This is a genomic window from Firmicutes bacterium HGW-Firmicutes-1, from assembly GCA_002841625.1.
Classification (GTDB): Bacteria; Bacillota; Clostridia; order Lachnospirales; family Vallitaleaceae; genus HGW-1.
Window position 1 is genome coordinate 1 of sequence record PHAG01000004.1, and the last position, 22,120, is coordinate 22,120.

21 protein-coding genes and 6 tRNA genes are annotated in these 22,120 nt (G+C 33.6%); 8 read left to right on the forward strand and 19 right to left on the reverse strand.

Going from position 1 to position 22,120, the window contains the following annotated elements; genetic code table 11:
* Positions 1-256 precede the first annotated feature (256 nt).
* Together CVU84_05750 and CVU84_05755 are read left to right on the forward strand one after the other, a co-directional pair.
* The gene (locus CVU84_05750; GenBank protein PKM95191.1) at positions 257-1,432 is read left to right on the forward strand and encodes a hypothetical protein; all 1,176 of its coding nucleotides are present in this window, start codon (positions 257-259) and stop codon (positions 1,430-1,432) included.
* Between the two features lie 214 nt (positions 1,433-1,646).
* Complete coding sequence (locus CVU84_05755; GenBank protein ID PKM95192.1) at positions 1,647-2,489, forward strand: hypothetical protein; 843 nt, start codon at positions 1,647-1,649, stop codon at positions 2,487-2,489.
* 237 nt (positions 2,490-2,726) lie between these two features.
* Here CVU84_05755 and CVU84_05760 read toward each other — a convergent pair whose 3' ends face one another.
* From CVU84_05760 to CVU84_05780, 5 genes are all read right to left on the reverse strand, one after another.
* Positions 2,727-3,872: a hypothetical protein gene (locus tag CVU84_05760; GenBank protein PKM95193.1), complete on the reverse strand. Its 1,146-nt coding sequence runs from the start codon at positions 3,870-3,872 to the stop codon at positions 2,727-2,729.
* Positions 3,859-4,551 (reverse strand): hypothetical protein, encoded by a 693-nt coding sequence (locus tag CVU84_05765; protein ID PKM95194.1) that lies wholly within the window; start codon positions 4,549-4,551, stop codon positions 3,859-3,861. The genes CVU84_05760 and CVU84_05765 overlap by 14 nt, the downstream gene beginning before the upstream one ends.
* A gap of 138 nt (positions 4,552-4,689) precedes the next feature.
* Complete coding sequence (locus CVU84_05770) at positions 4,690-4,929, reverse strand: hypothetical protein (protein PKM95195.1); 240 nt, start codon at positions 4,927-4,929, stop codon at positions 4,690-4,692.
* Between the two features lie 155 nt (positions 4,930-5,084).
* The gene (locus tag CVU84_05775) at positions 5,085-6,854 is read right to left on the reverse strand and encodes a hypothetical protein (protein ID PKM95196.1); all 1,770 of its coding nucleotides are present in this window, start codon (positions 6,852-6,854) and stop codon (positions 5,085-5,087) included.
* Between the two features lie 603 nt (positions 6,855-7,457).
* On the reverse strand, positions 7,458-8,018 hold the full coding sequence (locus CVU84_05780) for an S-layer homology domain-containing protein (GenBank protein PKM95197.1): 561 nt from the start codon (positions 8,016-8,018) through the stop codon (positions 7,458-7,460).
* Positions 8,019-8,194: 176 nt separating this feature from the next.
* Here CVU84_05780 and CVU84_05785 point away from each other — a divergent pair, with 176 nt between their 5' ends.
* Both CVU84_05785 and CVU84_05790 read left to right on the forward strand, forming a co-directional pair.
* Positions 8,195-9,022, forward strand: coding sequence for a bifunctional chorismate mutase/prephenate dehydratase (locus tag CVU84_05785; protein ID PKM95198.1), 828 nt, complete (start codon positions 8,195-8,197; stop codon positions 9,020-9,022).
* Positions 9,023-9,273: 251 nt separating this feature from the next.
* Positions 9,274-9,906, forward strand: coding sequence for a hypothetical protein (locus CVU84_05790; protein ID PKM95199.1), 633 nt, complete (start codon positions 9,274-9,276; stop codon positions 9,904-9,906).
* Between the two features lie 40 nt (positions 9,907-9,946).
* Here CVU84_05790 and CVU84_05795 read toward each other — a convergent pair whose 3' ends face one another.
* The 3 genes from CVU84_05795 to CVU84_05805 are packed head-to-tail and all read right to left on the reverse strand — an operon-like array spanning position 9,947 to position 12,393.
* Positions 9,947-10,663, reverse strand: a complete 717-nt coding sequence (locus CVU84_05795; protein ID PKM95200.1) for a DNA polymerase III subunit epsilon — start codon at positions 10,661-10,663, stop codon at positions 9,947-9,949.
* A 24-nt stretch (positions 10,664-10,687) separates the two neighbouring features.
* A complete protein-coding gene (locus CVU84_05800) occupies positions 10,688-11,290 on the reverse strand; it encodes a hypothetical protein (protein PKM95201.1) in 603 nt (200 codons plus the stop codon).
* 23 nt (positions 11,291-11,313) lie between these two features.
* Positions 11,314-12,393 (reverse strand): two-component system response regulator, encoded by a 1,080-nt coding sequence (locus tag CVU84_05805; GenBank protein ID PKM95202.1) that lies wholly within the window; start codon positions 12,391-12,393, stop codon positions 11,314-11,316.
* 332 nt (positions 12,394-12,725) lie between these two features.
* Here CVU84_05805 and CVU84_05810 point away from each other — a divergent pair, with 332 nt between their 5' ends.
* Entirely contained in the window at positions 12,726-13,946 is a 1,221-nt protein-coding gene (locus tag CVU84_05810; GenBank protein PKM95203.1) for an ammonium transporter, read from the forward strand.
* Positions 13,947-14,008: 62 nt separating this feature from the next.
* On the forward strand, positions 14,009-14,359 hold the full coding sequence (locus tag CVU84_05815; GenBank protein PKM95204.1) for a P-II family nitrogen regulator: 351 nt from the start codon (positions 14,009-14,011) through the stop codon (positions 14,357-14,359).
* A 65-nt stretch (positions 14,360-14,424) separates the two neighbouring features.
* Here CVU84_05815 and CVU84_05820 read toward each other — a convergent pair whose 3' ends face one another.
* The 4 genes from CVU84_05820 to CVU84_05835 form a co-directional block, all read right to left on the reverse strand.
* Positions 14,425-14,778 carry a dinitrogenase iron-molybdenum cofactor gene (locus CVU84_05820; GenBank protein ID PKM95205.1) on the reverse strand — a complete coding sequence of 118 codons (354 nt, stop codon included), beginning with the start codon at positions 14,776-14,778 and terminating at the stop codon, positions 14,425-14,427.
* Positions 14,775-15,452, reverse strand: coding sequence for an endonuclease III (gene nth, locus CVU84_05825; protein ID PKM95206.1), 678 nt, complete (start codon positions 15,450-15,452; stop codon positions 14,775-14,777). The genes CVU84_05820 and nth overlap by 4 nt, the downstream gene beginning before the upstream one ends.
* Positions 15,453-15,506: 54 nt before the next feature.
* Positions 15,507-17,255, reverse strand: a complete 1,749-nt coding sequence (locus CVU84_05830; GenBank protein PKM95207.1) for a B12-binding domain-containing radical SAM protein — start codon at positions 17,253-17,255, stop codon at positions 15,507-15,509.
* A gap of 64 nt (positions 17,256-17,319) precedes the next feature.
* On the reverse strand, positions 17,320-17,778 hold the full coding sequence (locus CVU84_05835) for a hypothetical protein (GenBank protein PKM95367.1): 459 nt from the start codon (positions 17,776-17,778) through the stop codon (positions 17,320-17,322).
* 202 nt (positions 17,779-17,980) lie between these two features.
* Between CVU84_05835 and CVU84_05840 the strand changes: the two genes are divergently transcribed.
* Both CVU84_05840 and typA read left to right on the forward strand, forming a co-directional pair.
* Positions 17,981-18,871, forward strand: a complete 891-nt coding sequence (locus tag CVU84_05840; GenBank protein PKM95208.1) for a serine protease — start codon at positions 17,981-17,983, stop codon at positions 18,869-18,871.
* Positions 18,872-19,064: 193 nt separating this feature from the next.
* A complete protein-coding gene (typA, locus tag CVU84_05845) occupies positions 19,065-20,879 on the forward strand; it encodes a translational GTPase TypA (GenBank protein PKM95209.1) in 1,815 nt (604 codons plus the stop codon).
* Positions 20,880-21,181: 302 nt separating this feature from the next.
* Here typA and CVU84_05850 read toward each other — a convergent pair.
* From CVU84_05850 to CVU84_05880, 7 genes are all read right to left on the reverse strand, one after another.
* Positions 21,182-21,253: transfer RNA gene (locus tag CVU84_05850), tRNA-Gln, on the reverse strand.
* A gap of 77 nt (positions 21,254-21,330) precedes the next feature.
* A tRNA-Gly gene (locus CVU84_05855) sits at positions 21,331-21,402 on the reverse strand.
* A gap of 5 nt (positions 21,403-21,407) precedes the next feature.
* Positions 21,408-21,478, reverse strand: a tRNA-Gly gene (locus CVU84_05860).
* 3 nt (positions 21,479-21,481) lie between these two features.
* A tRNA-Phe gene (locus tag CVU84_05865) sits at positions 21,482-21,557 on the reverse strand.
* A gap of 96 nt (positions 21,558-21,653) precedes the next feature.
* Positions 21,654-21,740, reverse strand: a tRNA-Leu gene (locus CVU84_05870).
* A 6-nt stretch (positions 21,741-21,746) separates the two neighbouring features.
* Positions 21,747-21,828 (reverse strand) — tRNA-Tyr (locus CVU84_05875).
* Positions 21,829-21,910: 82 nt separating this feature from the next.
* Complete coding sequence (locus CVU84_05880) at positions 21,911-22,090, reverse strand: hypothetical protein (protein PKM95210.1); 180 nt, start codon at positions 22,088-22,090, stop codon at positions 21,911-21,913.
* Between the last annotated feature and the right edge of the window lie 30 nt (positions 22,091-22,120).

The following is a 22,120-nucleotide window of genomic DNA, read 5'->3' on the forward strand; positions in this document are numbered from 1 at the left end:
ACTTATCAGAAAAAATGCTTTTATCGACAGTCAGCGCACCAACTATAACTGGTGCTTATGTTTTGGATTTATTGGGACATTTTCACAAATAATTGACAGTAGTTTTTTACTTCAAAAATTAAATTACTTTATGCTTTTGCATAATTATTATAAATTATTAGTTAATATCAACTTTAGTGTACCCTTTTTACTTAATTCGTTGTATAATATAAATCAATGAGATACTTTTTAAGCACATATTGAAGGGGGTTCAATTATGCTGTTAAATAAAGATATCGCGCAAAAGCTTGTGAATAATATTATGGATAACTTGGGGTATAACATTAATATTATGAACGAAGATGGTATTATTATTGCTAGTGGCTCTGCTGAGCGCCTAGGTTCCTATCATCAAATTGCTGCAGAAGTTATAAGTAAGAAGAAACGAGTTGATATATTTGAAGGAAACACCTCTGATTTTGTTGGTGTTAAAGAAGGGATTAATATGCCCTTTTATTTTCATAACAAAATAGCTGGTGTAATAGGAATAACCGGAAATCCAGCAGAGTTGGAAAATACTGCAATGCTAGTAAAAATGACCGCTGAAATTATGATGGAGCAGGAGTTTTTAAAGGAAAGAACGCAATCACATCAAAGTCAAAAAACTTTCTTTGTAAATCGCCTTTTAACTACCTTAAATTCTGATGATCTATTAGAAGTATCACAATGGGCATTAAGACTAGGCTATGACTTAACTCTTAGACGAATTTCTTGTTTATTCTCAATAAAGTGCTTATCTTCAAATAATAATAACAAATCCGCACATAATCTTGATATTATAAAGAAGTATGTCCTGGAGGCCATTAAAGCATCACCCTTTCATTCAAAACAAGATATATCTTCCTCGATAGATGTTAATAAAATTGTAGTCTTAAAAACAATTCAAAACACAGATCAAAAAACAATCAGGGACCAAGTAACCTGCTACCTGACTCCAATATTAAAAACAATACATGACAAATATTCGATTCATGTTTTAATTGGTATTGGTAGTTATCACGAAGAACTTATTCATCTTAGTGACAGCTTTTCGGAATCTCAAGCAATGATTGAATTTGCAGAGAAAATGAGATCTTCTGATGGCTATTACTTCATTTACGATTACATCTTAGAATACTTTTTCTATAAAATCCCGAAGAATTACCACGATCATTTTTTAGACAATTATAGAGAAGAACTAAAAGATCGGCCTGAAATTGCTGAAACGATAAATGCACTAACTAAAAACAATATGAACATTGCAGATACTGCAAAGGAATTATATGTCCATCGAAATACCGTACTTTTTAGAATCAACAAAATAAAGGAGCTTTTTGATATTGATCCATTGCATCAAGATAAAGATCGAATGTTGCTGAAACTAATCGATTTTTATATAAAATATTATATGTAGGTAGAAATTGTATTCTCAACACAATTTCTACCTTATTTTTTATATATTTAAATATATATTTAATCCAAGTTCTTTTGTATGATTAACCTACCACCACATACATAAAAGTTAATATAAGGGGGGAGGCTTATCATCATGACTTGATTGAAACCTTTATTAGGGGGAACTTTTTAAATATTCTAAGTAAATATTTTACTTAAAGGAGGATTACAATATGGAGTTAATCTCGATTTTGATTGCCATTGCAGGCGGTATTTTTGGCGCTGCAATTGGAGCATTACCAGCTTTTATTTTTACAGGGGTAACTGCCCTTATCGGATGGGCAATTGTTTTAGCTGGCGGAGATAATACAGTTCTAAATGAAATTGCTTTTGGTTCATTCTTTGGTCCACATATTGCATTTGCAGGTGGTGTTGCTGCCGCTGCTTTTGCAGGTAATAAGAGAAAAAATATTGAATCTGGAACCTCAATTACTATTCCATTAGGAACAACAAACGATGTTTCTGTCTTGTTAATTGGCGGAGTTTTTGGAGGACTTGGTTTTGCCCTCAATTATTTATATGGAAGTGTTTTAGGATGGACTTTCGATACGATCGCTCTTACTGTTGCAACTTCTGGGATAATAGCCAGATTGGTATTTGGCTCAACCGGATTAATCGGTAAATTTACTCCAAGTCAAACCGAAAGCAAAAGAAGTTTTATTCCTGATGCAAAATCTTTTATGTTCATGCTTGTATTTGCAGCCGCTACAGCTCTTGTTACATCACATGTTGCAGATATAACGCAATCGGGAATTGTTTTTGCTATTAGTGCTGCGTCTCTTCTGTTTGCCCAAATGGGCTTTGGGATCCCCACCACTCACCATATTACTGCAGTTGCAGGTACCGCAACTTTAGTGACTGGAAACATCTGGTACGGCGTACTATTCGGTATCATATCTGCTATTGTTCTAGATTTAACTGGAAGGACCGTCAATAGTCATGTAGATACACACATCGATCCTCCGGCAGTTGCAATTGCAACCTGTACTTGCATTATTATGGTATTGTTTACATAAAAAAGAGACATTTTAAAAAAATAAAATTATGATTTGAGCCTCCCAACTAAAAACATAATTAAGTTCTTCTCCAAATGCCTCTCGGTAATGTAATTATACCTTAAAATGTATCGAAAGTCGATATAAAATGTTTAATACATTAAAATAATGCATAGTACTAACTTGGCTCTCTAAGTCGATTATCTTACGATACACCTACATATCATTGTGAGATAAACCAATTGATTTAGAGAGCTTTTATTTAAATATCTGTTCTAGCCCATTTACAACATTGTTTACTGCATCATCTTTCACTTGATTCACTTCGTTTATAACGCTATCCGCTGCATCATTAATTTCATCTACTGTAACATCAATTGCATTATTCATTTCATCTACAGCTTCCTCTACAACATGATTGACGTCTTCTTTGATTTCAACTACTGCATCATCAACTTCATTTAACATTTCTTTTACTACACTATCAACTTCTTCAACAACAATTTTAACTGAACTGTCAACTTCATTAACTACACCATCGACTACTTTATTTACATCTTCATTTGTTACTGTTCTATCTAAGACTTCATCAACCTTTTTTACACCTTTATTTATATTGCTCTTAATGTTAGTTGGTTCCAAGATTTGTTCTTCTATTATAATGTTTATAGTATCCTTTAACTTTTTGTATTCCTTCATCAAATCGGTTATTGTAGTGTTTCTTACTAAATCCGTATCTTTTCCATACTGTTTAGCAAGTTCATACTTTCCAATTGACAGATTTTCCTTTGATGAAGCTTTCATATCAGCATTGGTTATTTCTAAGGAATATATATTAATCTTTTGAGTAGCAGAAACCGCAATCGCTTGTGTTACAATAGAATGAATCTTATCAATCTTTATAGCCTCACTATTTTTTATGATTGACGTTGCTACCAAAATCCCGTTATTTCGTTCGGTCAAATACTTTTTATCTTGAGCACTTATTACTATTCTAGATACTACATCACTTAGTGACATTCCAATGTATTCATTATTAATAATGCTTTCACCTTCATAATTATGTGCATCTAATTGTGTTACTCTTAGCATCTTATCGACATGTATATCAATACTCGGGTTAATATCAAGTGAAACAATTGCATATGTTGTAGAAGGCGAAACTAATCTGATATAACCAAAGATAATCACTAAAATTAATGAAGCAACCATAGCTGACTTTGAAAAAATAAAGCCTTTTTTGGTTTTTCTATTGATTTTAACAAAATCATAATCAGTATATATTACTTCAGATGATACAACCATCTTTCCTTTGATACCAATAGCATGAAATTCACCTGTATCAGCAAGTACAATGGCATACTCCTCTGTAACTTTAAATATTTTGCCTTTATATGTTTTCATGTTGATCATCCCTCAAGGTGCCTTGCACCCAATATTTAATTGCTTCAAAATTTTTATAAAAAATAATAATTAAACAAGTGATATACGATTTATTTCTATACAAAAATCTCTTTGTTTCAAGAAATTTAATTATCATTTCTTTTACTGGTAGATTATATTGTTTATACATAAGCTTCACAATTGGTTCGTCCTCGCTGGATTGCTCTGATATCCTGAAACATCTTGCTCGTGTATCATAATGATTTGGGCTAGCTTCGACTAAATCTTCAAAACATATACTAAACTTCTCGAGCTCTATACTCATTTCTTCAATTTCTTCTTTTAACTCAAGGTCTGATGATCGAACTTCAATGATGTCTTGATAATCATCAATTGAAACAACATTCAATTGATTCTCCTTTCTCATTTCATCAATTACTCTATTTCTAATTACTAATGTTGCAAAATTCGAAAAAGAACCCTTATCAGGGTTATATTTATTGATTGCTTCATCAAGGGCAATAAGCCCCGTGCTATATTCATTTGAATTTTCTGTGCAAATATACCTTCCTAATATATTAGAAAGTGTATGAATAACCAAAGGTATATGCGCTTCGATTACTTGGTTTTTAATTGTTTGATCCTTTTGAGCTGAAATAATTATTTCAATATCCATTTTCCCACCCTCACTAGTAACCATTGATACCTAAACTATAGTAATACATTCCTTCATAATTATCAATATTAAATTGGCATTATTGCTTACCTATTAGTAATCGTAGCTAAAGCCTTATGACTTGTAACTCTCCCCATATGACCTTAGCTACTTCTTATACAACTAGAATCTTTTTTTAAAGAAATCGCTTAATCTGCCATTTAAAAATCTATCTGCATCTTCAAGATCACATTCATCAATTAATTCATCAATAAGGTTATTCTTTTGTGCACTGGTAATAGTTGTACTCGTTTCTTGTCTTGGTGCTATTGCTACATTTGTTTCTGTTGCGATCGCTGGCGCTCCAACCACCACTTGTAACGTTACTAACCCTGCTGTAACTACTTTTAATGCTGATACCATAATAATACCTCCGAAAATTTAATATTTTTTTACGCTATGTTATTCGCAGGTAAACTAATTTTTGGGTAACTATTTGAAAAATAATAAATCTCAATAAAATAGGACTACTTTAAGCAGCCCTATTTCTAAATTTGAATTAGCTTTCTCTACATAGCTTATTTATATTCTTCAAAGGTTCGTTTTATTATAGAAATTGCTTCTTCTCTTTTTGTATTAGCTAATGGAGCTATATTCCCATTACCAACTCCATGAATGATATTATTTTTAAAGCAAAATTTCATTGCATCTAGTGCCCATAAATCAATGCTACTTGCATCATTAAATGTAAAATTATCACCTAGGCTTTTATCAAGCTGTGAATCCGCCTTGCTTAAACATCTCCAAATCATAAGGCATAACTCTTCTCTTTTAATATAGTCATAGGGAGAAAATGTATCAGTCGCTTTCCCTTCAACAATTCCGAGATTAACAGCTTTTATGATCTCTGGATTTGTTGTATCATTAAAAGGATTTGTTCCTGCTAGTGCTGATGTTCCACTCAATTTTTCATAAAGCATTACTACAATCGTACAAAACTCTTCTCTTGTTATTGGCTTTTTGTAGCTTCCAATAACTCCTGGGTATGTTAGACCGTAATTGAATGCTTGTTGTATTTCGCTTTCAGCCCAACCACTTTGAGTACCGTCAAAAAGACTTTGATTAGATCCATTTGGAATCGTAACTGATGATGTATTGGACCACGCTGATGATATAACCGCACCTTTTGCTCTTACCTTATAACTATAAGTCTTTCCTACAGTATGACTAGCTGTATCTGCATAGGTATTCATATTTGGTCCAACTACCGTTGAAGTTCCCCCACTTCCATCAGAAATATCTATCTCAAAAGATACTTCGTTTGTTGAATTGTCAGTCCAACTCAAATTAATCGTTCCATTATTCTCAAGAGTAGCAATTAGATTTGATGGTGCCGTAGGTGACAGCACCAGCTGGGCAGGAATTACAACTGTACCTATATTTGACCAATTTGAAGTCCCAAATGCATTCTTTGATCTTATTTTATAGGCATACGTCTTCCCTACGACATGGTTCATTGTGTCTATATAAGTTGTAATGTTTATGGGTAATGATACAACATTACCACTACTACCTTCTGTTATGCTAACTTCAAAAGCAGTTTCATTACTTGAATTGTCATTCCATTTTACTGTTATGTTCCCATTTGCTTCTAGTATAGCAGTTAATGCTGATGGTGCTGCAGGCTTTGCAGGAGACATGTCAAGTTGTCCTGTCCATGAGGAGTTACCAAATGCATTTATTGCTCTTACTGAATAGGTATATGTTTTTCCTAGTGAGTGGGCTACGGTATCTTTATATGTGGTTACATTAGAACCTACTTTTACTGAACCCCCATTTCCACCTTCTTCCATTGATACCTCAAATTGAAATTCGTTATTTGAATTATCATTCCAGGTTAGTGTAACACTACCGTCTGCTTCAAACTTACCCTTTAAATTTGATGGCGCTGTTGGTTTTGAACATGAAAAAGATACGATATTTGACCATGCAGAAGTTCCAAATGTATTTTTTGCTCTTATCTTAAATATAAATGTCTCTCCAATGGGATGTTGTGTTTCATCTTTAATTGTAGTTAGATTAGCCCCAACAGTAATACTAAGTTGGTCACTACCATTTTCCCTGAGGATCTCATAGCTTGTTTCATTCGTACAATCATTCCAAGTAAGAATAATATTCCCCTCAGCATCAAAGGTTCCAGTTAGATTAGTTGGAGCAGATGGGCCAAAGTTAATTGGCGGAATTACTGGGTCAAGTGGTACGAGTCCATTTGATACTTGTGAAGATGCCATTAAAACAATTGATAAAAATGTTACTACCGTTTTTGATATTACCTTATTTACTTTCATTTTTTAATCCTCCCAATTATTATTCAAAAAACAGTTCCTTGATTCTATTGTTATTGTATTCCCTTCAAATTAATTTGTCAATTAATTTATTACATTATTGTTCTGTATTTGTCATATTAATATATAATATTTCCTTAATGAAAATTATACTTTTGTTATTTTTGTTATTTTGCAAGAAATATGACTCTGGTCATTCCTTAGAATGACCAGAGTCATTTACATCAATGTATAAAGTAATTCAAAAGAATGACTCAAGTATGAAAAATGTTATTATCTACTTATCTACTTCATTACACATCCTTTAACACATAAAATGCACCCCGTCCTAATATTCACTAATATATAGTGTAAATAGTGGGGTGCACCTCAATTTAAGGTAGGTTATCTGAAATTTGACAGATTGTTAAACAAGTAATCTTAATTCTATTGTCATTGTATTCCTTACCTATTAGTTTGTCAATCCCTTTTTTGTTTGTATTGTTCAATATAAACCATTTTAGTATACAATAATTATATGTGTATACGTTTGTAGGAATTAATTTTTGTTATTTTTCAATATAAATGACTTAAGTCATCGATTGCAATGACTTAAGTCATTTATTTTTATGGCTTTACCATTAAGGTACTCCATACGATTACTGCCATTTCTCCACGGGTTACTATTTTATTCGGAGTTACTGTTGAATTGCTTGGAATAATACCCAATGCCTTTCCTTTATTTAAATAATTATCAGGCCAGTTTCCTTCCAAATCTTTTCCTTTTCCTAAAGCATTTACCATGATTGCAACTACCTCTGCGTATGTGATATCACTACCAGGTTTAAATTCACCAGAAGGATATCCTTGCATTACTTTAAGTTTAAAGGCGTTTTGAACGTTGCTATAACCCCAAAAGCTTTTATTAACATCTGTAAAGGACTTTTCTTCCCCAACAACAACGGTATTTTCATAGCCAAGGATTCTAACAGTAAGCGTTGCGACTTCGGCTCTTGTAATATTACTATCTAATTTTAAGGAGCCATCGGAATATCCTTTTAAAATTCCTAACACGCTCAATTGATTACCAGTATAAATTTCTTCTTCTGTTGCGGCAAATAAACCGATAGAAGAAAATTGGATCGCTAGTACTATTGTTAACAACAATACTTTAATTTTTCTTTTCATTTCTCTACCACCTTTTGTTCATTTTTTTTAATCATACCACAATTAATACTCTAACAATATTACATATCTGTTAAGTTTTACTATATGGAAAAGGTCTTTGTCGTTGACACTATTGATTATATACAGTATATTTATGAATAAGAATATTAAACCCTCAGTATAGGAGTTGAAAAATTATGTTATCCTTAACCGTTGGCTATCAAGGAGTTGCTGGTTCTTTTAGTGAAGAAGCGCTTTATAATTATTTTCCGAATGATGTAGATACAAAAAATTTCGAACAGTTTGAAGATGTTTTTATTGGATTAGACAAAGGTGTCATCCACTACGGCGTTCTACCAATCGAAAACTCTTCAACAGGTGCAATATCAGCAGTTTATGACTTGCTAAATCAATATGACTGTTTTATAGTAGGCGAAACGTATGTAAAACCTATTCAGAATCTTCTTGGAATTAAAGGTTCAAAAATGACTGACTTGAAGGAAGTCTACTCTCACCCTCAAGGCTTTGAACAGAGTAAAACATTTCTTTCTAGCTATCAGTGGAAACTGATTCCTTATTACAACACTGCTCGAAGTGCTGAATACATTAAGGAGCAAAATAATATTACCATTGGTGCAATTGCAAGCAAGAAGGCTGCTGAATTATACGGTCTAGATATTCTTGCCGAAAATATCAATTGCAATCAACACAACACAACAAGATTTGTGATCATCGGAAAATCTTTAAAGGTAAATAATGTATGCGATAAAATTAGCGTTGTATTATCTACAAAGCACCAAGCTGGCGCTCTATACAATACTTTGAAGCATTTTGCATCAAATAATATTAACCTTTTAAAAATCGAATCTAGACCAGTTCAACATACCCCCTGGGAATATTATTTTTACATCGATTTTGAGGGAAATGTTGACGAACCCTATGTAGCGAAGACAATCGAACAAATGAAAATTGATTGTCATCATTTCAAGCTATTAGGTAATTATAAAAAACAAATAAAAGACTAATATTATACCATATAAGGTAATACTGCCGAAGCTAGTAGCGCAACTATCATAACAATTGTAATAAAAATAGAAATCTTTTTTAGCAATGCCCTATTATTAAACATATTATATTCACAACCTTTTATTTTTTTAAGTTGTACTTTCGTACGAAGCATACTCTTTCATTATAAAGTATTTAATTTGATTTCTCAATACCAATATAGTGTTCATTTTCCACAATTAACATATAAAATTTTTGCAGGAGTGATACAATGGTTATTCCATCTATATTTGTCCTATTCTTAATCTTTATTTTTATTTTTCAACATAATTTAAGAAAGTCTGATAAAATGTTAAATAAATCCAGGAAAATATTTTGGGAAAAAGAAGAAAAGTCTTTATTCGCCAGGAAAGCTCCTATAGATACTAACATATATATTATACCTTCTATTGAAGCGCTACCTAACTTTTCTTTTGAAGAGTTCAAAGCTTTTGGAAATGAAGATCTTTTTAAAACGCAAGAACTTTGCTTTGATATAGCAAAATCCCCTATGGTAAATCTTTCTGACATGCTCAACAGTGATATTAGAATCAAATATGGAACATCAAATTTAAGTACTATAGAATCCTATGAAATCAATTATAACCACTACATTAAAATTCTTTATCAACTTGCTAAAGGATATTATGAACTTAACATGTATGATGAAGCCATCTGTGTTTTAGAAGAAGGGATCCGCGTACATACAGAGATTGGGGACCACATTCTTCTATTAGCTACTTTATACTGTCAATTTCAGAATAAAGCTAAATTTGACGAGCTTTATGAAAAATCCTTAACTTTAAACACCCTAACAAAGAATACAATAATCAGAAATTTAGATAAATTAAAAGAGGCTCATTAGCCTCTTGTTTATTTAGAAAAGTTCCACACAAATAGTTTTCTTATATTGCTGATAGATTTCCATATTGATTAATGATTAAATCTATTTGTCTACTTGCTTCACTTTTAGTGTATTCATTTATTGGTTTTGCTAATTTAATTTTGTTTTTATGAACAAGCTGTTCAAGGAATCTTTCTTGTTTTAGTGTAATCGGTTCAACCTTTTGAGGTTTCCAATGTAAGGGTCTGGGTAAAAATAAATCTTTACTTTCATCGCTATAAAACTCTTCCTTCATTCTTAAAAATAATTCATAGGTTGCCACGGCATCATCATAAGCACGATGTTCATTTATTCTAACTATTCCATAATGATTACAAAGAAATTCCAAGCTTCTCTTCTCTAATCTACTTAATAATGCTCTCGCGATTAACAAGGTATCTATTCCTGCTTTGTCAAATCTTAACCGTTGTTGGAGTGCATTCGCTTTAATAAAGGAAAAATCAAACATGATATTATGACCCATAATATCATATCCTTCACAAAATTCAATGAATTTAGGAAGCACTTCATGAATGGTAGGCATTTCTATAACCAACTCATCAGATATTCCTGTTAGCTCAATAATTTCCTTTGGAATCTTAACTTCTGGATTAATCAACTGACTGAAGAATTCAACAGGCTTTCCATTTTCAATCTTAATTGCACCAATTTCAGTAATCTTATTTGTTTCTGGTTGAAATCCAGTAGTTTCTATATCAAATACTATACAATGGTCCATACCAAACCCCCGATTATAAATCTCTTATTTTTTATTTATGAAATCCAACAATACATCTATTTGAATTCTTGCTTCATTATAATCATATAGGTCAATTAATTCGTTAATCTCACCTGCAATTACTTGTGCTTCCTCAGTAAAATTATAATTTTTAAAGCTTGCTCGTGCATCCCTTATCCGTCCATACTCAAAGCTTTCTAGGGCCTCAACTAAATGATGAATAACACCAACATCTGACCCGTCTATCTCTTCTAACACTGGCGCAGCCTCACTAGTAGCTTCCTTGTATTCTTCTAATCTGTATTTAACCTCTTTTACAACTTCACTTAATTCTAAACTGAAGCTATTTAAAGTAGCTTCATAATGAATGGGATCATTTTTATAAATATCTTCTAATTTAAGTGCACATATTCTTAATTTTTCTGCTCCCAAATTTCCAGATAGCCCCTTTATACTATGGGCTAATCTCTGCGCTTCATCAAAGCTACCTTCCATAGAAAATGTGCGAATTTCTTGATCAACCTTTGCGTATTTTAATGAAAATCCTACCAATAGTATTTTATATAGTTTATGAGAACCACCTAATTTTTTCAATGCTTTTTCTACGTTCAGCCTAGAATCCTTCATAAAGCCTCCTATGTCATACAAGTCTATTTCCCTAAAATTGTTAGTAAGGCTTTTATTTCATCTAATGCTTTCATAAAAGCATCAACCACTGATGGGTCAAAGTGTTCACCACTTTCTTCCAATATGATATCAATTGCTGTATCACATGAAAATGCTTTTTTATATGGCCTTTCCGAGGTAAGCGCATCAAATACGTCTGATACCGCAACAATTCTACTCACTTTAGGTATTTGTTCTCCTACCAATCCTAGTGGATAGCCTCTTCCATTCCATTTTTCATGATGCGTATATGCGATAAGCTCTGCCATATTAACAATCGATGAGCTCGAATTTTTTAAAATATTTCTTCCAATCGTTGTATGGGTTTTCATAATCTCCCATTCTTCATCGTCAAGTTTTCCTTTTTTCAAAAGAATGCTTTCTGGCACACCAATTTTGCCTATATCGTGAAGTGGTGCAGCATGCTCGATTGCATATACTACTTGGGGGTCCATATCTAAATACCTAGCTATAGATGAAGAAATCTTACCAACTCTTTTAACATGTAAGCCAGTATTGTCATCCTTATACTCCGCTGCTCTTGAGAGTCTATCCATTGTTTCTAGATAGGCAAATTCAAGCTTTTGATATGCTTCCTCTAATTGAGCATCCCTTTCGTATACCTCAAGTTGAAGAAATTTATTTTCATATTTTACTATGTTACGTTTCTTAACAATTGAAATTTGAGTATGTACTCTGGCTTGAACCTCTTCTACATCAAAAGGTTTCGTAATATAGTCAACTGCACCTAACGAAAATCCCTTTTTCTTATCATACTTACTTGTCATGCCAGAAATAAAAATGATTGGAATATCCTTTAACTTTTCATTTTCTTTCAGATATGAACACACCTTATATCCATCCATTTCAGGCATAATAATATCTAATAAAACTAGATCAGGCATATGTTTTTCAATAATATCAATTGCTGCCCTTCCATTATTTGCAATCATGATATCGTATTGATCATTTAACGCTTCAACTAAGATATCAACATTTTCTTGCGTATCCTCACAAATAATAATTGTCAATCGTTCTCTCAAAAAATCTTCGTTTTTATACAATATTAGCCACCTACTTTTGTGTAATTATAAAAACACTCTTCTAATCCCTTCTCCTTTTCTGATTATACCAAATATTTTCTATCATTACAAATAAATTATCTGTTATTTGAAGGAATTTTCTACTATTTTGTCGAATAATAAATGCTCTAAAAACACTCCTCTATTCAAAAGATATTGACAGCATTTATAAGTCGAGTTATAATAACCTTGAATTCAATGACGAATTCTTATATCATATCGTAAAACAAGACAAAGAGGTCTGTACATCACCTAGCGTGAAGTGCGGTCTTTTTTATTTTTGTTTATAATTATTTTTAGGAGGAAATTATACTATGGATACGTTTATCATCAATTCTATGTGGGTATTAATTGCAAGTATTCTTGTATTTCTTATGCATGCAGGCTTTGCTATGGTTGAGGTAGGGTTTACCCAATCTAAGAACGCCGTTAATATCATCATGAAAAATTTCATTACAGTATCAATCGGTGTTCTTTGCTATTTCTTTATTGGATATGCTTTCATGTATGGAAAAGACTTCGGAGGTATTATTGGAACTGATACTTTCATGCTTATGAATAAACCAGTAGAAATCGCCGGAATTTCTTTTGACATCTTTTTCTTTTTTCAAGCCATTTTTGCTGCTACCTGCGCTACTATTGTATCTGGTGCTATGGCTGAGCGAACTAAGTTCGGTGCTTACATCATTTTTTGTTTTGCTGCTACTCTCGTAATTTATCCATTAATCGGACATTGGATATGGGGCGGTGGATTCTTGGCTACGAAAATAGGCTTTTTAGATTTTGCTGGAGGAACTGCAGTTCATGCAGTTGGAGGCTTTTGCGCATTGGTTGGTGCATATATGGTAGGCCCTAGAAATGGTAAATATAAAAAGGGTGTTGCTCAAGCAATCCCCGGACACAACATTCCCCTAGGCGCTTTAGGTGTTTTGATTTTATGGTTTGGTTGGTTTGGTTTTAATCCAGGCAGTACTTTAGATATTACGTCTCCTGCAACAGCACATGCAGCAATAACTACCCTTCTTAGTGGTGCAGCGGCAACCTTTGCAACACTTGTCGCTAGTAATATCAAATATGGCAAGCCTGACGCTGCTTTAACTTTGAATGGAGCTCTTGCAGGCTTAGTTGGAATTACTGCCGGCGCCAATGTCATTACCTTTATCGGGGCGCTGATAGTCGGAACAATCAGTGGTGTTATTATGATGTTTGCTGTAGAATTTATTGATCAAAAGCTTAGAATCGATGATCCTGTTGGTGCCATTTCAGTACATGGTGTTTGTGGTGTCTTCGGAACGATTGCTATAGGCTTATTTGGTTCAACAGAGAGTGCTCGTGGCCTCTTTTATGGTGGTGGTTTCTCATTACTAGGAAGCCAAGCAATTGGTGTTCTCATTGCTGGTGCTACCGCAACAACATTAGCATTCATCACCTTCAAAGTTTTAAAGTCAACATGCGGCTTAAGAGTTGAAGAACATGAAGAATTACATGGATTAGATGCTATGGAGCATGGTATTTCTGCATACATTAATTTATAATTGATTTTTGCATGATATTAATGTAAAATTAAACAATCAATACTGAATAAGGGGGGTTTTTCATGGCTGATAAAATGACTAAAATTGATATCATTACACGTCCTTCTAAGTTTGAAGCATTAAAAGAAGCACTCAATGATATTGGAATTACTGGCATGACAGTTACTCAAGTTCTTGGTTGTGGTATGCAAAAAGGTGTCACCGAAATGTATCGTGGTGTTCCAGTATCTATTAATTTATTGCCCAAAATAAAAGTGGAAATGGTGGTTTGTGAAGTTCCAGTTCAAACTGTTATTGATACGGCAACCGAGGTACTAAGAACAGGCGAAATTGGTGATGGAAAGATTTTTATTTATCCCGTCGAAAATGTTATTAAAATTAGAACTGGCGAAGAAGGCGTACGTGCCTTGTAGTTACATAGAACCTAACATATACAAACAGCCATCCATAGGATGGCTGTTACTTTAATTATTTGGAATTACTGCTTACATTTACAGGAATGACAACTATCACAAGAAGGTGCATCTGTAGTTAAGGAACCGTTTAAATAATTTTTAATTACATCCTCTATCTCCCCTTCTACTTCTGGGAAGACTAGAATCTTCAAAGCCTCTATTTTTTCCAATGCCCCACTGCCCATACTACCAGCAATTATCACATCTGCACCTTGATCTTTTAGATATTGTGCTAATTCACCATGTAAATGTTCTCTGGTGTCTACCTCTACTTTATTTATTAATTCTCCTTCGACGATTTCACAAAGAGTAAATACCTCACATTTTCCAAAATGTTTAGAAACTTGTTGTCCATCTGTTGCAATTGCTAATTTCATTTTTTATCCTCCGTTTTATGTTTTGATGACTGGTATACCACATTTTCCTGACCCCAAGGGCAATGACCTAACAAAAAGCACTGAGAGCATTTTGGATTTCTCGCTGTACAGATAGCCCGTCCATGGGCGATAATTTGAGTATTATATCGAATCCAAACCTCTTTAGGCAACACTTCCATTAAATCAAATTCAATCTTAGTAGGGTCCTCATGCACTGTTAATCCTAACTTTTTAGATAATCGTTTCACGTGTGTATCTACTACAATACTTTCAATCTCATAAATATTACCCCTAATAACATTTGCCGTTTTTCTACCTACACCCGGTAAGGATGTTAGCAAATCAATTTCACTCGGTACTTCTCCACCAAAATCAGTTAAGAGTTTACTACAACAAGCTTTAATATGATTGGCTTTATTTCTATAAAACCCTGTAGTTTTAACATCTTTTTCTAATTCTATGATATCAGCATTTGCAAAAGCCTCAACACTCGTATATTTCTCGAATAATGTTTTAGTCACGATATTCACTCTCGCATCTGTACATTGCGCACTTAATATCGTTGCAATCAGCAACTGCCAAGGCGTTTCATGGTCTAAATAGCACTTTGTATTATCGACATAATACGTATTAAGCAATTCTATAATTTTCGAAATTCTCTCATAATTAGACATCATATCCTCCTTATGTTATTTCCATGGAAATATGTTTATTTCCGCGGAAATAAACTAGACTAGCTGGACTTCAAAAACACGTGGATTATGTCGCATCCTATCTCTATCAAAGTAATTAAATAGGAGCGCAGTCCTTTTTTTGTCGATTTCAATCCCTATTGAATTTTGATATTTTGTCATATCATAGTCAAAAATCTCAATATGCACCATTCTACTAACCTGTTTTGAAGAATATTCCCTAAGTTGAGGTATATAATGGGAAATATTATTTTCATCTCTATAAAAATTGTTTATTTCCTTTGAATAGGCTTCAGTACATTCAAGCCAATCAGGGAATTTTTTAATCTTTTCCTGTAAACACCAATCTAATTTAATGACATTTTTTAAAAAAATGATATCTATATCCTTATACTGATGGCCAAAATCCTTCATAATTGTTGCTATGCTTGTCTTTGAATGACTTATTTTATGATAATGGTTGTCTTCCCAAAAACTTGCTAGTGCCTCATAAAATCCAAAAGAAGTATCGAAAAATCTCTCTAAGTATAAAACGGTATTATCATAATGTCCACTATTGTAATACAATTCTACCATTTCCTCAATCATCTTCAATTTTTCTATCTCTAAGTAATCCAGATCCTTTGTGCATAGAACTTCATAAGGCGCGTAATCTCTATATTTGATCTTGTATTCTTCACATTTTTCGTGCATTCCAGATCCCTTTAGAACCTTTAAAAAGCCAATTTGAAGCTGTTCTGGTTTGAGACAGTAGACATCATTAAAAGACCTTGCAAAAGTAGCGTATGCCTCATGAGGTAGCCCAACAATAAGGTCTAAGTGTAAATGTATATTTTGACTACTCTTTAAAGCTTTCACATTTTCAACAATTTGAATAAAATTTGTTTTTCTTTTTATAGCTTCTATTGTTGCTTCATGAGTGGATTGAACCCCTATTTCAAATTGAAACAAACCCGGCCTAACTGTATTTAAAAAAGCAATCATTTCATCATCTAATAAATCTGCTGATATTTCAAAATGAAAGTTGGTTGTCCCATTATCTTTTAAATGTAAAAAGGACCATATATTCATAGCATGATCTTTTTTACAATTAAACGTACGATCTACAAACTTTACTTGCACCACTTTTTGATCCAAAAAAAACTGCAACTCTTTCTTGACCTTTTCAAAACTCCTAAACCTTACACCCTTTTCGATAGAGGATAAGCAATATTGGCAATTAAAAGGACAACCTCTTGATGATTCATAGTAAATAATTCTATTTTCAAGATCCCCAATACCTTCTTCATAAACAAACGGCAATTCATCCATGAAAAGAGGTTCTCTAGATGTATTTTTAATAATGTTATTGTTTTTTCTATATACAAGACTCTGGATATTGTCTAGTGAAGTATTTTGCTTTTCCAAACTCGTTAATAATGCTTTAAAAGGTTCTTCTCCTTCACCACAAATAATAGCATCAATTTCCAATTCTTCTGCCATTATTTTCTCTGCTTCATATGATACTTCTGGGCCACCTAAAATAATAAAGGTACCTTTTGCAATTTTCTTATACGCATTCATTATTTTAATTACCATCTCTATGTTCCATAAATAGCAAGAAAAACCAAGCACATCTGGCTTTTGTTTATAAATATCTGATAATATTGTGTCAATATTTTGATTGATGGTATATTCAGCAATGTCCACTCGATAACCATCTCTATTTGCATATTTTTGCATATACCTAATTGCAAGATTAGAATGAATGAATTTTGCGTTAATACCTACTAATAATACCTTCATTTGTTCACCTACTTCTATGCTGTAATTCTATTGATTATACCTCATTTCCTTTGGCAATGCAAAGCTAATCATGAATAACCACCATCGTGTCATCAGGTACATTAAAGTAAAACCATTTTGCATCTTCTTCTAATAATCGTATACATCCATGACTAGCAGCTTTACCTATTAAATTCTTTTCTTCTTCAATTACATTAAATTTTTTATCTACTGGAACACTATGAAACAAATACTGCTCATAAAACCTTACCCAATACAATGCACCTTCATCAAAACGTTCTGAGTAAAACCACTCACCACGGTTTTCTAAATAAAAAACACCCATTACTGTAGGTTCTTCATCTGTACCTCCTGAACAAGGCATTTCCTTTAAAATAGTCTCTCCTTCTCTAATCACTACCATATGTTTATGATCTTCTAAAGCTACTTCTACCCATAATTGGTTTTCTTCAATTTGCACCCCTGCAATTTTAATAACTCTTTTTAAATTGGCATTTTTGTTAAATGATAACACGCTGATCATAAGAAGTAGGACAATAAAAGATGTCCATAGAAATCCAAGTTTTCTTTTCATATCCACCTGCTAACCTTATTTATTATATTCTTATTAGTATTTTGAGGGATTTATTCTATTTAAGCCATTATCTTACAAGGTCAATCTGTTATAAAAATCTCAGAACTACTCATACTAACTATACTTGTTCACAATGATTTTTTATGGAGGTATGAATATGAAATTAAAAAATATTGTTCTAATCGCAGTTTTTCTTTTTGTTTTAACTTCCTGTAAAGAAGAAGCTGTTCTTGATGGAACGGAATCCTCAGTTTCTCAAACCGGTGATATTAAGAAAATACAAGTTATCACCCCAACAGCAGATATACGTTCAGGTTGTTCTAACAATGCAGCAGTACTCGATACTGCCGATCAAAATGCTAAATATGAAGTGATTAATAAGGTTAACGACTGGTATGCAGTTCAACTACCAGATAATAGTATTGGGTTTATTCCTGAAAAACAAGCTAAACCAATAGTCGATGCAACTACACCCGTTGATATGCCCTCTGTAGCGCAAAGAACCCCTGCTGCTCCAACTACTCCTAGGAACCCTACAACTGTTGGCACGAAACAAAACAATGCTAATACAAACGGAAATGGTACCACAGCCCCTAACAACAATAATAACAACACTAATAATAAAGATGCCGCGAACACAAATACGAATTCAACTTCTCTTAGCGCTGCTGAGCAGCAAATGGTAACCTTAGTTAATAAAGCAAGAGAAGAAAATAATTTGCCAGCTTTAAAAGTGGATACAACTTTGGCTAATGTTGCAAGAACGAAAGCAAAGGATATGATTGACAATAACTATTTCAGTCACAATTCACCAACTTATGGAAGCCCCTTTGATATGATGAAAAGTTTTTCAATTAAATATATAAAAGCAGGTGAAAATATCGCTGGCAATCAAACCGTTCAAGCTGCTCACGATGCATTAATGAAATCACCAGGACACCGAGCTAATATATTAAGTTCAGATTATACTCACATCGGAATTGGTATTGTTGAAGGTGGTAGCTACGGTAATATGTTTACTCAAATGTTTATAAGCAAATAATATTTTATTATACACCTCCTAATAGGTGTTCCTATAGGGGGTGTATTATAAAATATATGAATTTTTCACATAAACATAGATATATACAAACTATATCTGTATTACTTGTCCATTGCATTATTCTGCATTTAGTAGTACACTATAGGCTTGGGTAAAAAATTATTTTAAGCAATGAAAGTAGAGGTTTTTTAAAATGGCTAAGAAAAAAATTATTAATATAGCAGTCATCGCTCACGTAGATGCAGGAAAGTCAACCCTGGTTGATGCTTTTTTAAGTCAAAGTGGTGTTTTCAGAGAAAACGAAGAAGTAATTGACTGTGTAATGGACAGTAATGATTTAGAAAGAGAACGTGGCATCACAATATATTCAAAAAATTGCTCTATTCAATACGGAGATTACAAAATTAACATCGTAGATACCCCTGGTCACTCCGATTTCTCATCTGAAGTAGAGCGTATTATTAAAACAGTAGATACTGTTATTCTATTAGTCGATTCTAGCGAAGGGCCGATGCCTCAAACCAGATTTGTTCTCCAAAAATCATTAGAACACAACTTAAGACCAATCTTATTTATAAATAAAATAGATAAAAAAGACCAACGTGCAACGGAAGTTGTAAATATGACTTTTGATTTATTTGTTGATTTAGATGCATCCGATGAACAACTAGATTTCCCTGTTCTTTATGGTGTTGGTAGAGATGGTATCGCACTCCATGAACTAGAACATGAAAATGAAGATTTAGGTCCTTTATTTGATACAATTATTAATCACGTGGACCCATATCCTGATAAAGATGAGGAACCACTTCAATTTCAAGTTTCAGCATTAGGCTATGATGATTACATTGGTAGATTAGGTATTGGTAGAGTATATAGTGGAACGCTTAAAGAAGGCCAACAAGTTGCTATCTCAAAGTTTGACGGATCCGTTGTTACTGCTAAGGTATCTAAGCTATATAATTATGCAGGCTTAAAGCAAGTTCCTCAAAAGGAAATATTTAGTGGTGATATCGCAGTAATTTCAGGTATTCCTGATATTTCTATTGGTGAGACAATTTGTAATATTGATAATGTTATTCCATTACCATTAATTCAAATCGAAGAACCAACATTATCAATGAATTTTCTTGTTAATAGCTCTCCTTTTGCTGGTAGATCAGGAAAATTCGTTACATCTAGACACTTAAAGGAACGATTAGATAAAGAGCTTGAAATTAACGTGGGCTTGAAAATCGAAGAGCTTGGTGGCGTTGATGGTTTTAAGGTATCTGGTAGAGGTGAACTCCATTTATCAGTATTAATTGAGTATATGAGAAGAGAAGGTTATGAAATTAGCGTCTCCAAACCTGAAGTTATTATGCATAGAGACGGAGATACTTTGGTAGAACCAGTAGAGCGAGTAATTGTCTCCTTACCTGACGAATATGTTGGCGCAGCAATTTCTAGCCTAAGTATGAGAAAAGGTCAAATGGAACATATGGAATCCGATAAAGGCTTTACTAAGCTGGAATATGTTGTTCCTACAAGAGGCTTGTTAGGTTTTAGAACTGAAATGATTACGGATTCTCGTGGTGAAGCAACCATACTTCGTACTTTAATTGGCTTCGAACCTTTTAAAGGCGAAATACCACAAAGAAATAATGGTGTTCTTGTCTCTGGAGAACAAGGTACTTCAACTCCATATGCGTTGAACAGTCTTTCTGAAAGAGCAATTATGATTATTCCACCTGGTACTGAAGTTTATGAAGGAATGCTCATTGGTATTAACTCTAGAAAGGATGACATGACTGTTAATCCTTGCAAAGAGAAGAAAATGACCAATACTAGATCATCCGGTAATGATGATGCGGTTAAACTTGCTCCACCTAGAACATTTTCATTAGAAGAGGCCTTAGAGTTTATTGCAGAGGACGAGTTGGTTGAAGTGACACCTGATTCAGTTAGATTGAGGAAAAAGATGCTTAGAGAAGCGGATAGAAATAGATATAATAAAAGCAGAGCATAGATTGATTGATAGGAGCTATTTTGAAGTAGGATGTAAAATTCCTATGGAGAGATAGCTTTTTTAATTCATCAAGAAAATCAGCTGCTCCGAATTAAAATTCTCGTTACCTTCCTGCCGCTTTTCCAATTGTTTATGCAGAACTTTCCTAGTAAATTAAAAAATCGTCGGATAGAACAAAGCGCTTGTCAGCGCGTTACATAATAATTTATGCTATCTAACGCTTTGTTCTATGCTTCGTGAAAAGTAGAGCTTTCCTACTGGATTAAAAAACAGCATACTATTTATATGCTGTACTTTTTATACTGGGTAGGAAGGATTTGAACCTTCGAATGCAGGAGTCAAAGTCCTGTGCCTTACCGCTTGGCGACTACCCATCAAGTTTCTTTAATTCACAATAAAATCCAAAAAAAAAGCTTATTGTATTTATCCATTTGAAAGATTAAATACAATAAGCGCGAGACGAGATTCGAACTCGCGACCCTCGCCTTGGCAAGGCGATGCTCTACCACTGAGCCACTCGCGCGCAAAAGCGGGTGATGGGAATCGAACCCACGTATTCAGCTTGGAAGGCTGATGTTCTACCATTGTACCACACCCGCATGTGGTGCCCAGAGCCGGAATCGAACCAGCGACACGAGGATTTTCAGTCCTCTGCTCTACCGACTGAGCTATCTGGGCAAACATTTTTGCAACTTCATGATTATATCAACAAAACTAATTTTAGTCAAGTCTTTTTGTTCTTAAAGTGACAAGCAAATTTTACTTATTTCATAATGATGCCCGAGACCGGAATCGAACCGGTACGATCTCGCGATCGCAGGATTTTAAGTCCTGTGCGTCTGCCAGTTCCGCCACTCGGGCATACAATGGAGGGAGAAGGATTCGAACCTTCGAAGGCGGTGCCAACAGATTTACAGTCTGCCCCCTTTGGCCACTCGGGAATCCCTCCAAAAGTGACAAGATATATAATACCATAAATAGAAGATTTGTCAATAGCATTTTGGTAACTTATAAAATACTATCATTATCTCTTATTTATCTATCTGTTCTCCCTTTCTTTTTCTTCTTGCATACTCTGCTTGTATCTCTAAACAGTCGTGGCATCTTAAAAACCCAGTCTGATGGGGACGACTACAATCTATGCATAACCCTAATGCCTTTCTCTTTTCTTTTAGCTTTCTAGTATTTTTTGTACTTTTAGGTTTGTTCATCTTGCACCTCTAATAACGGAGTTTTTTCTC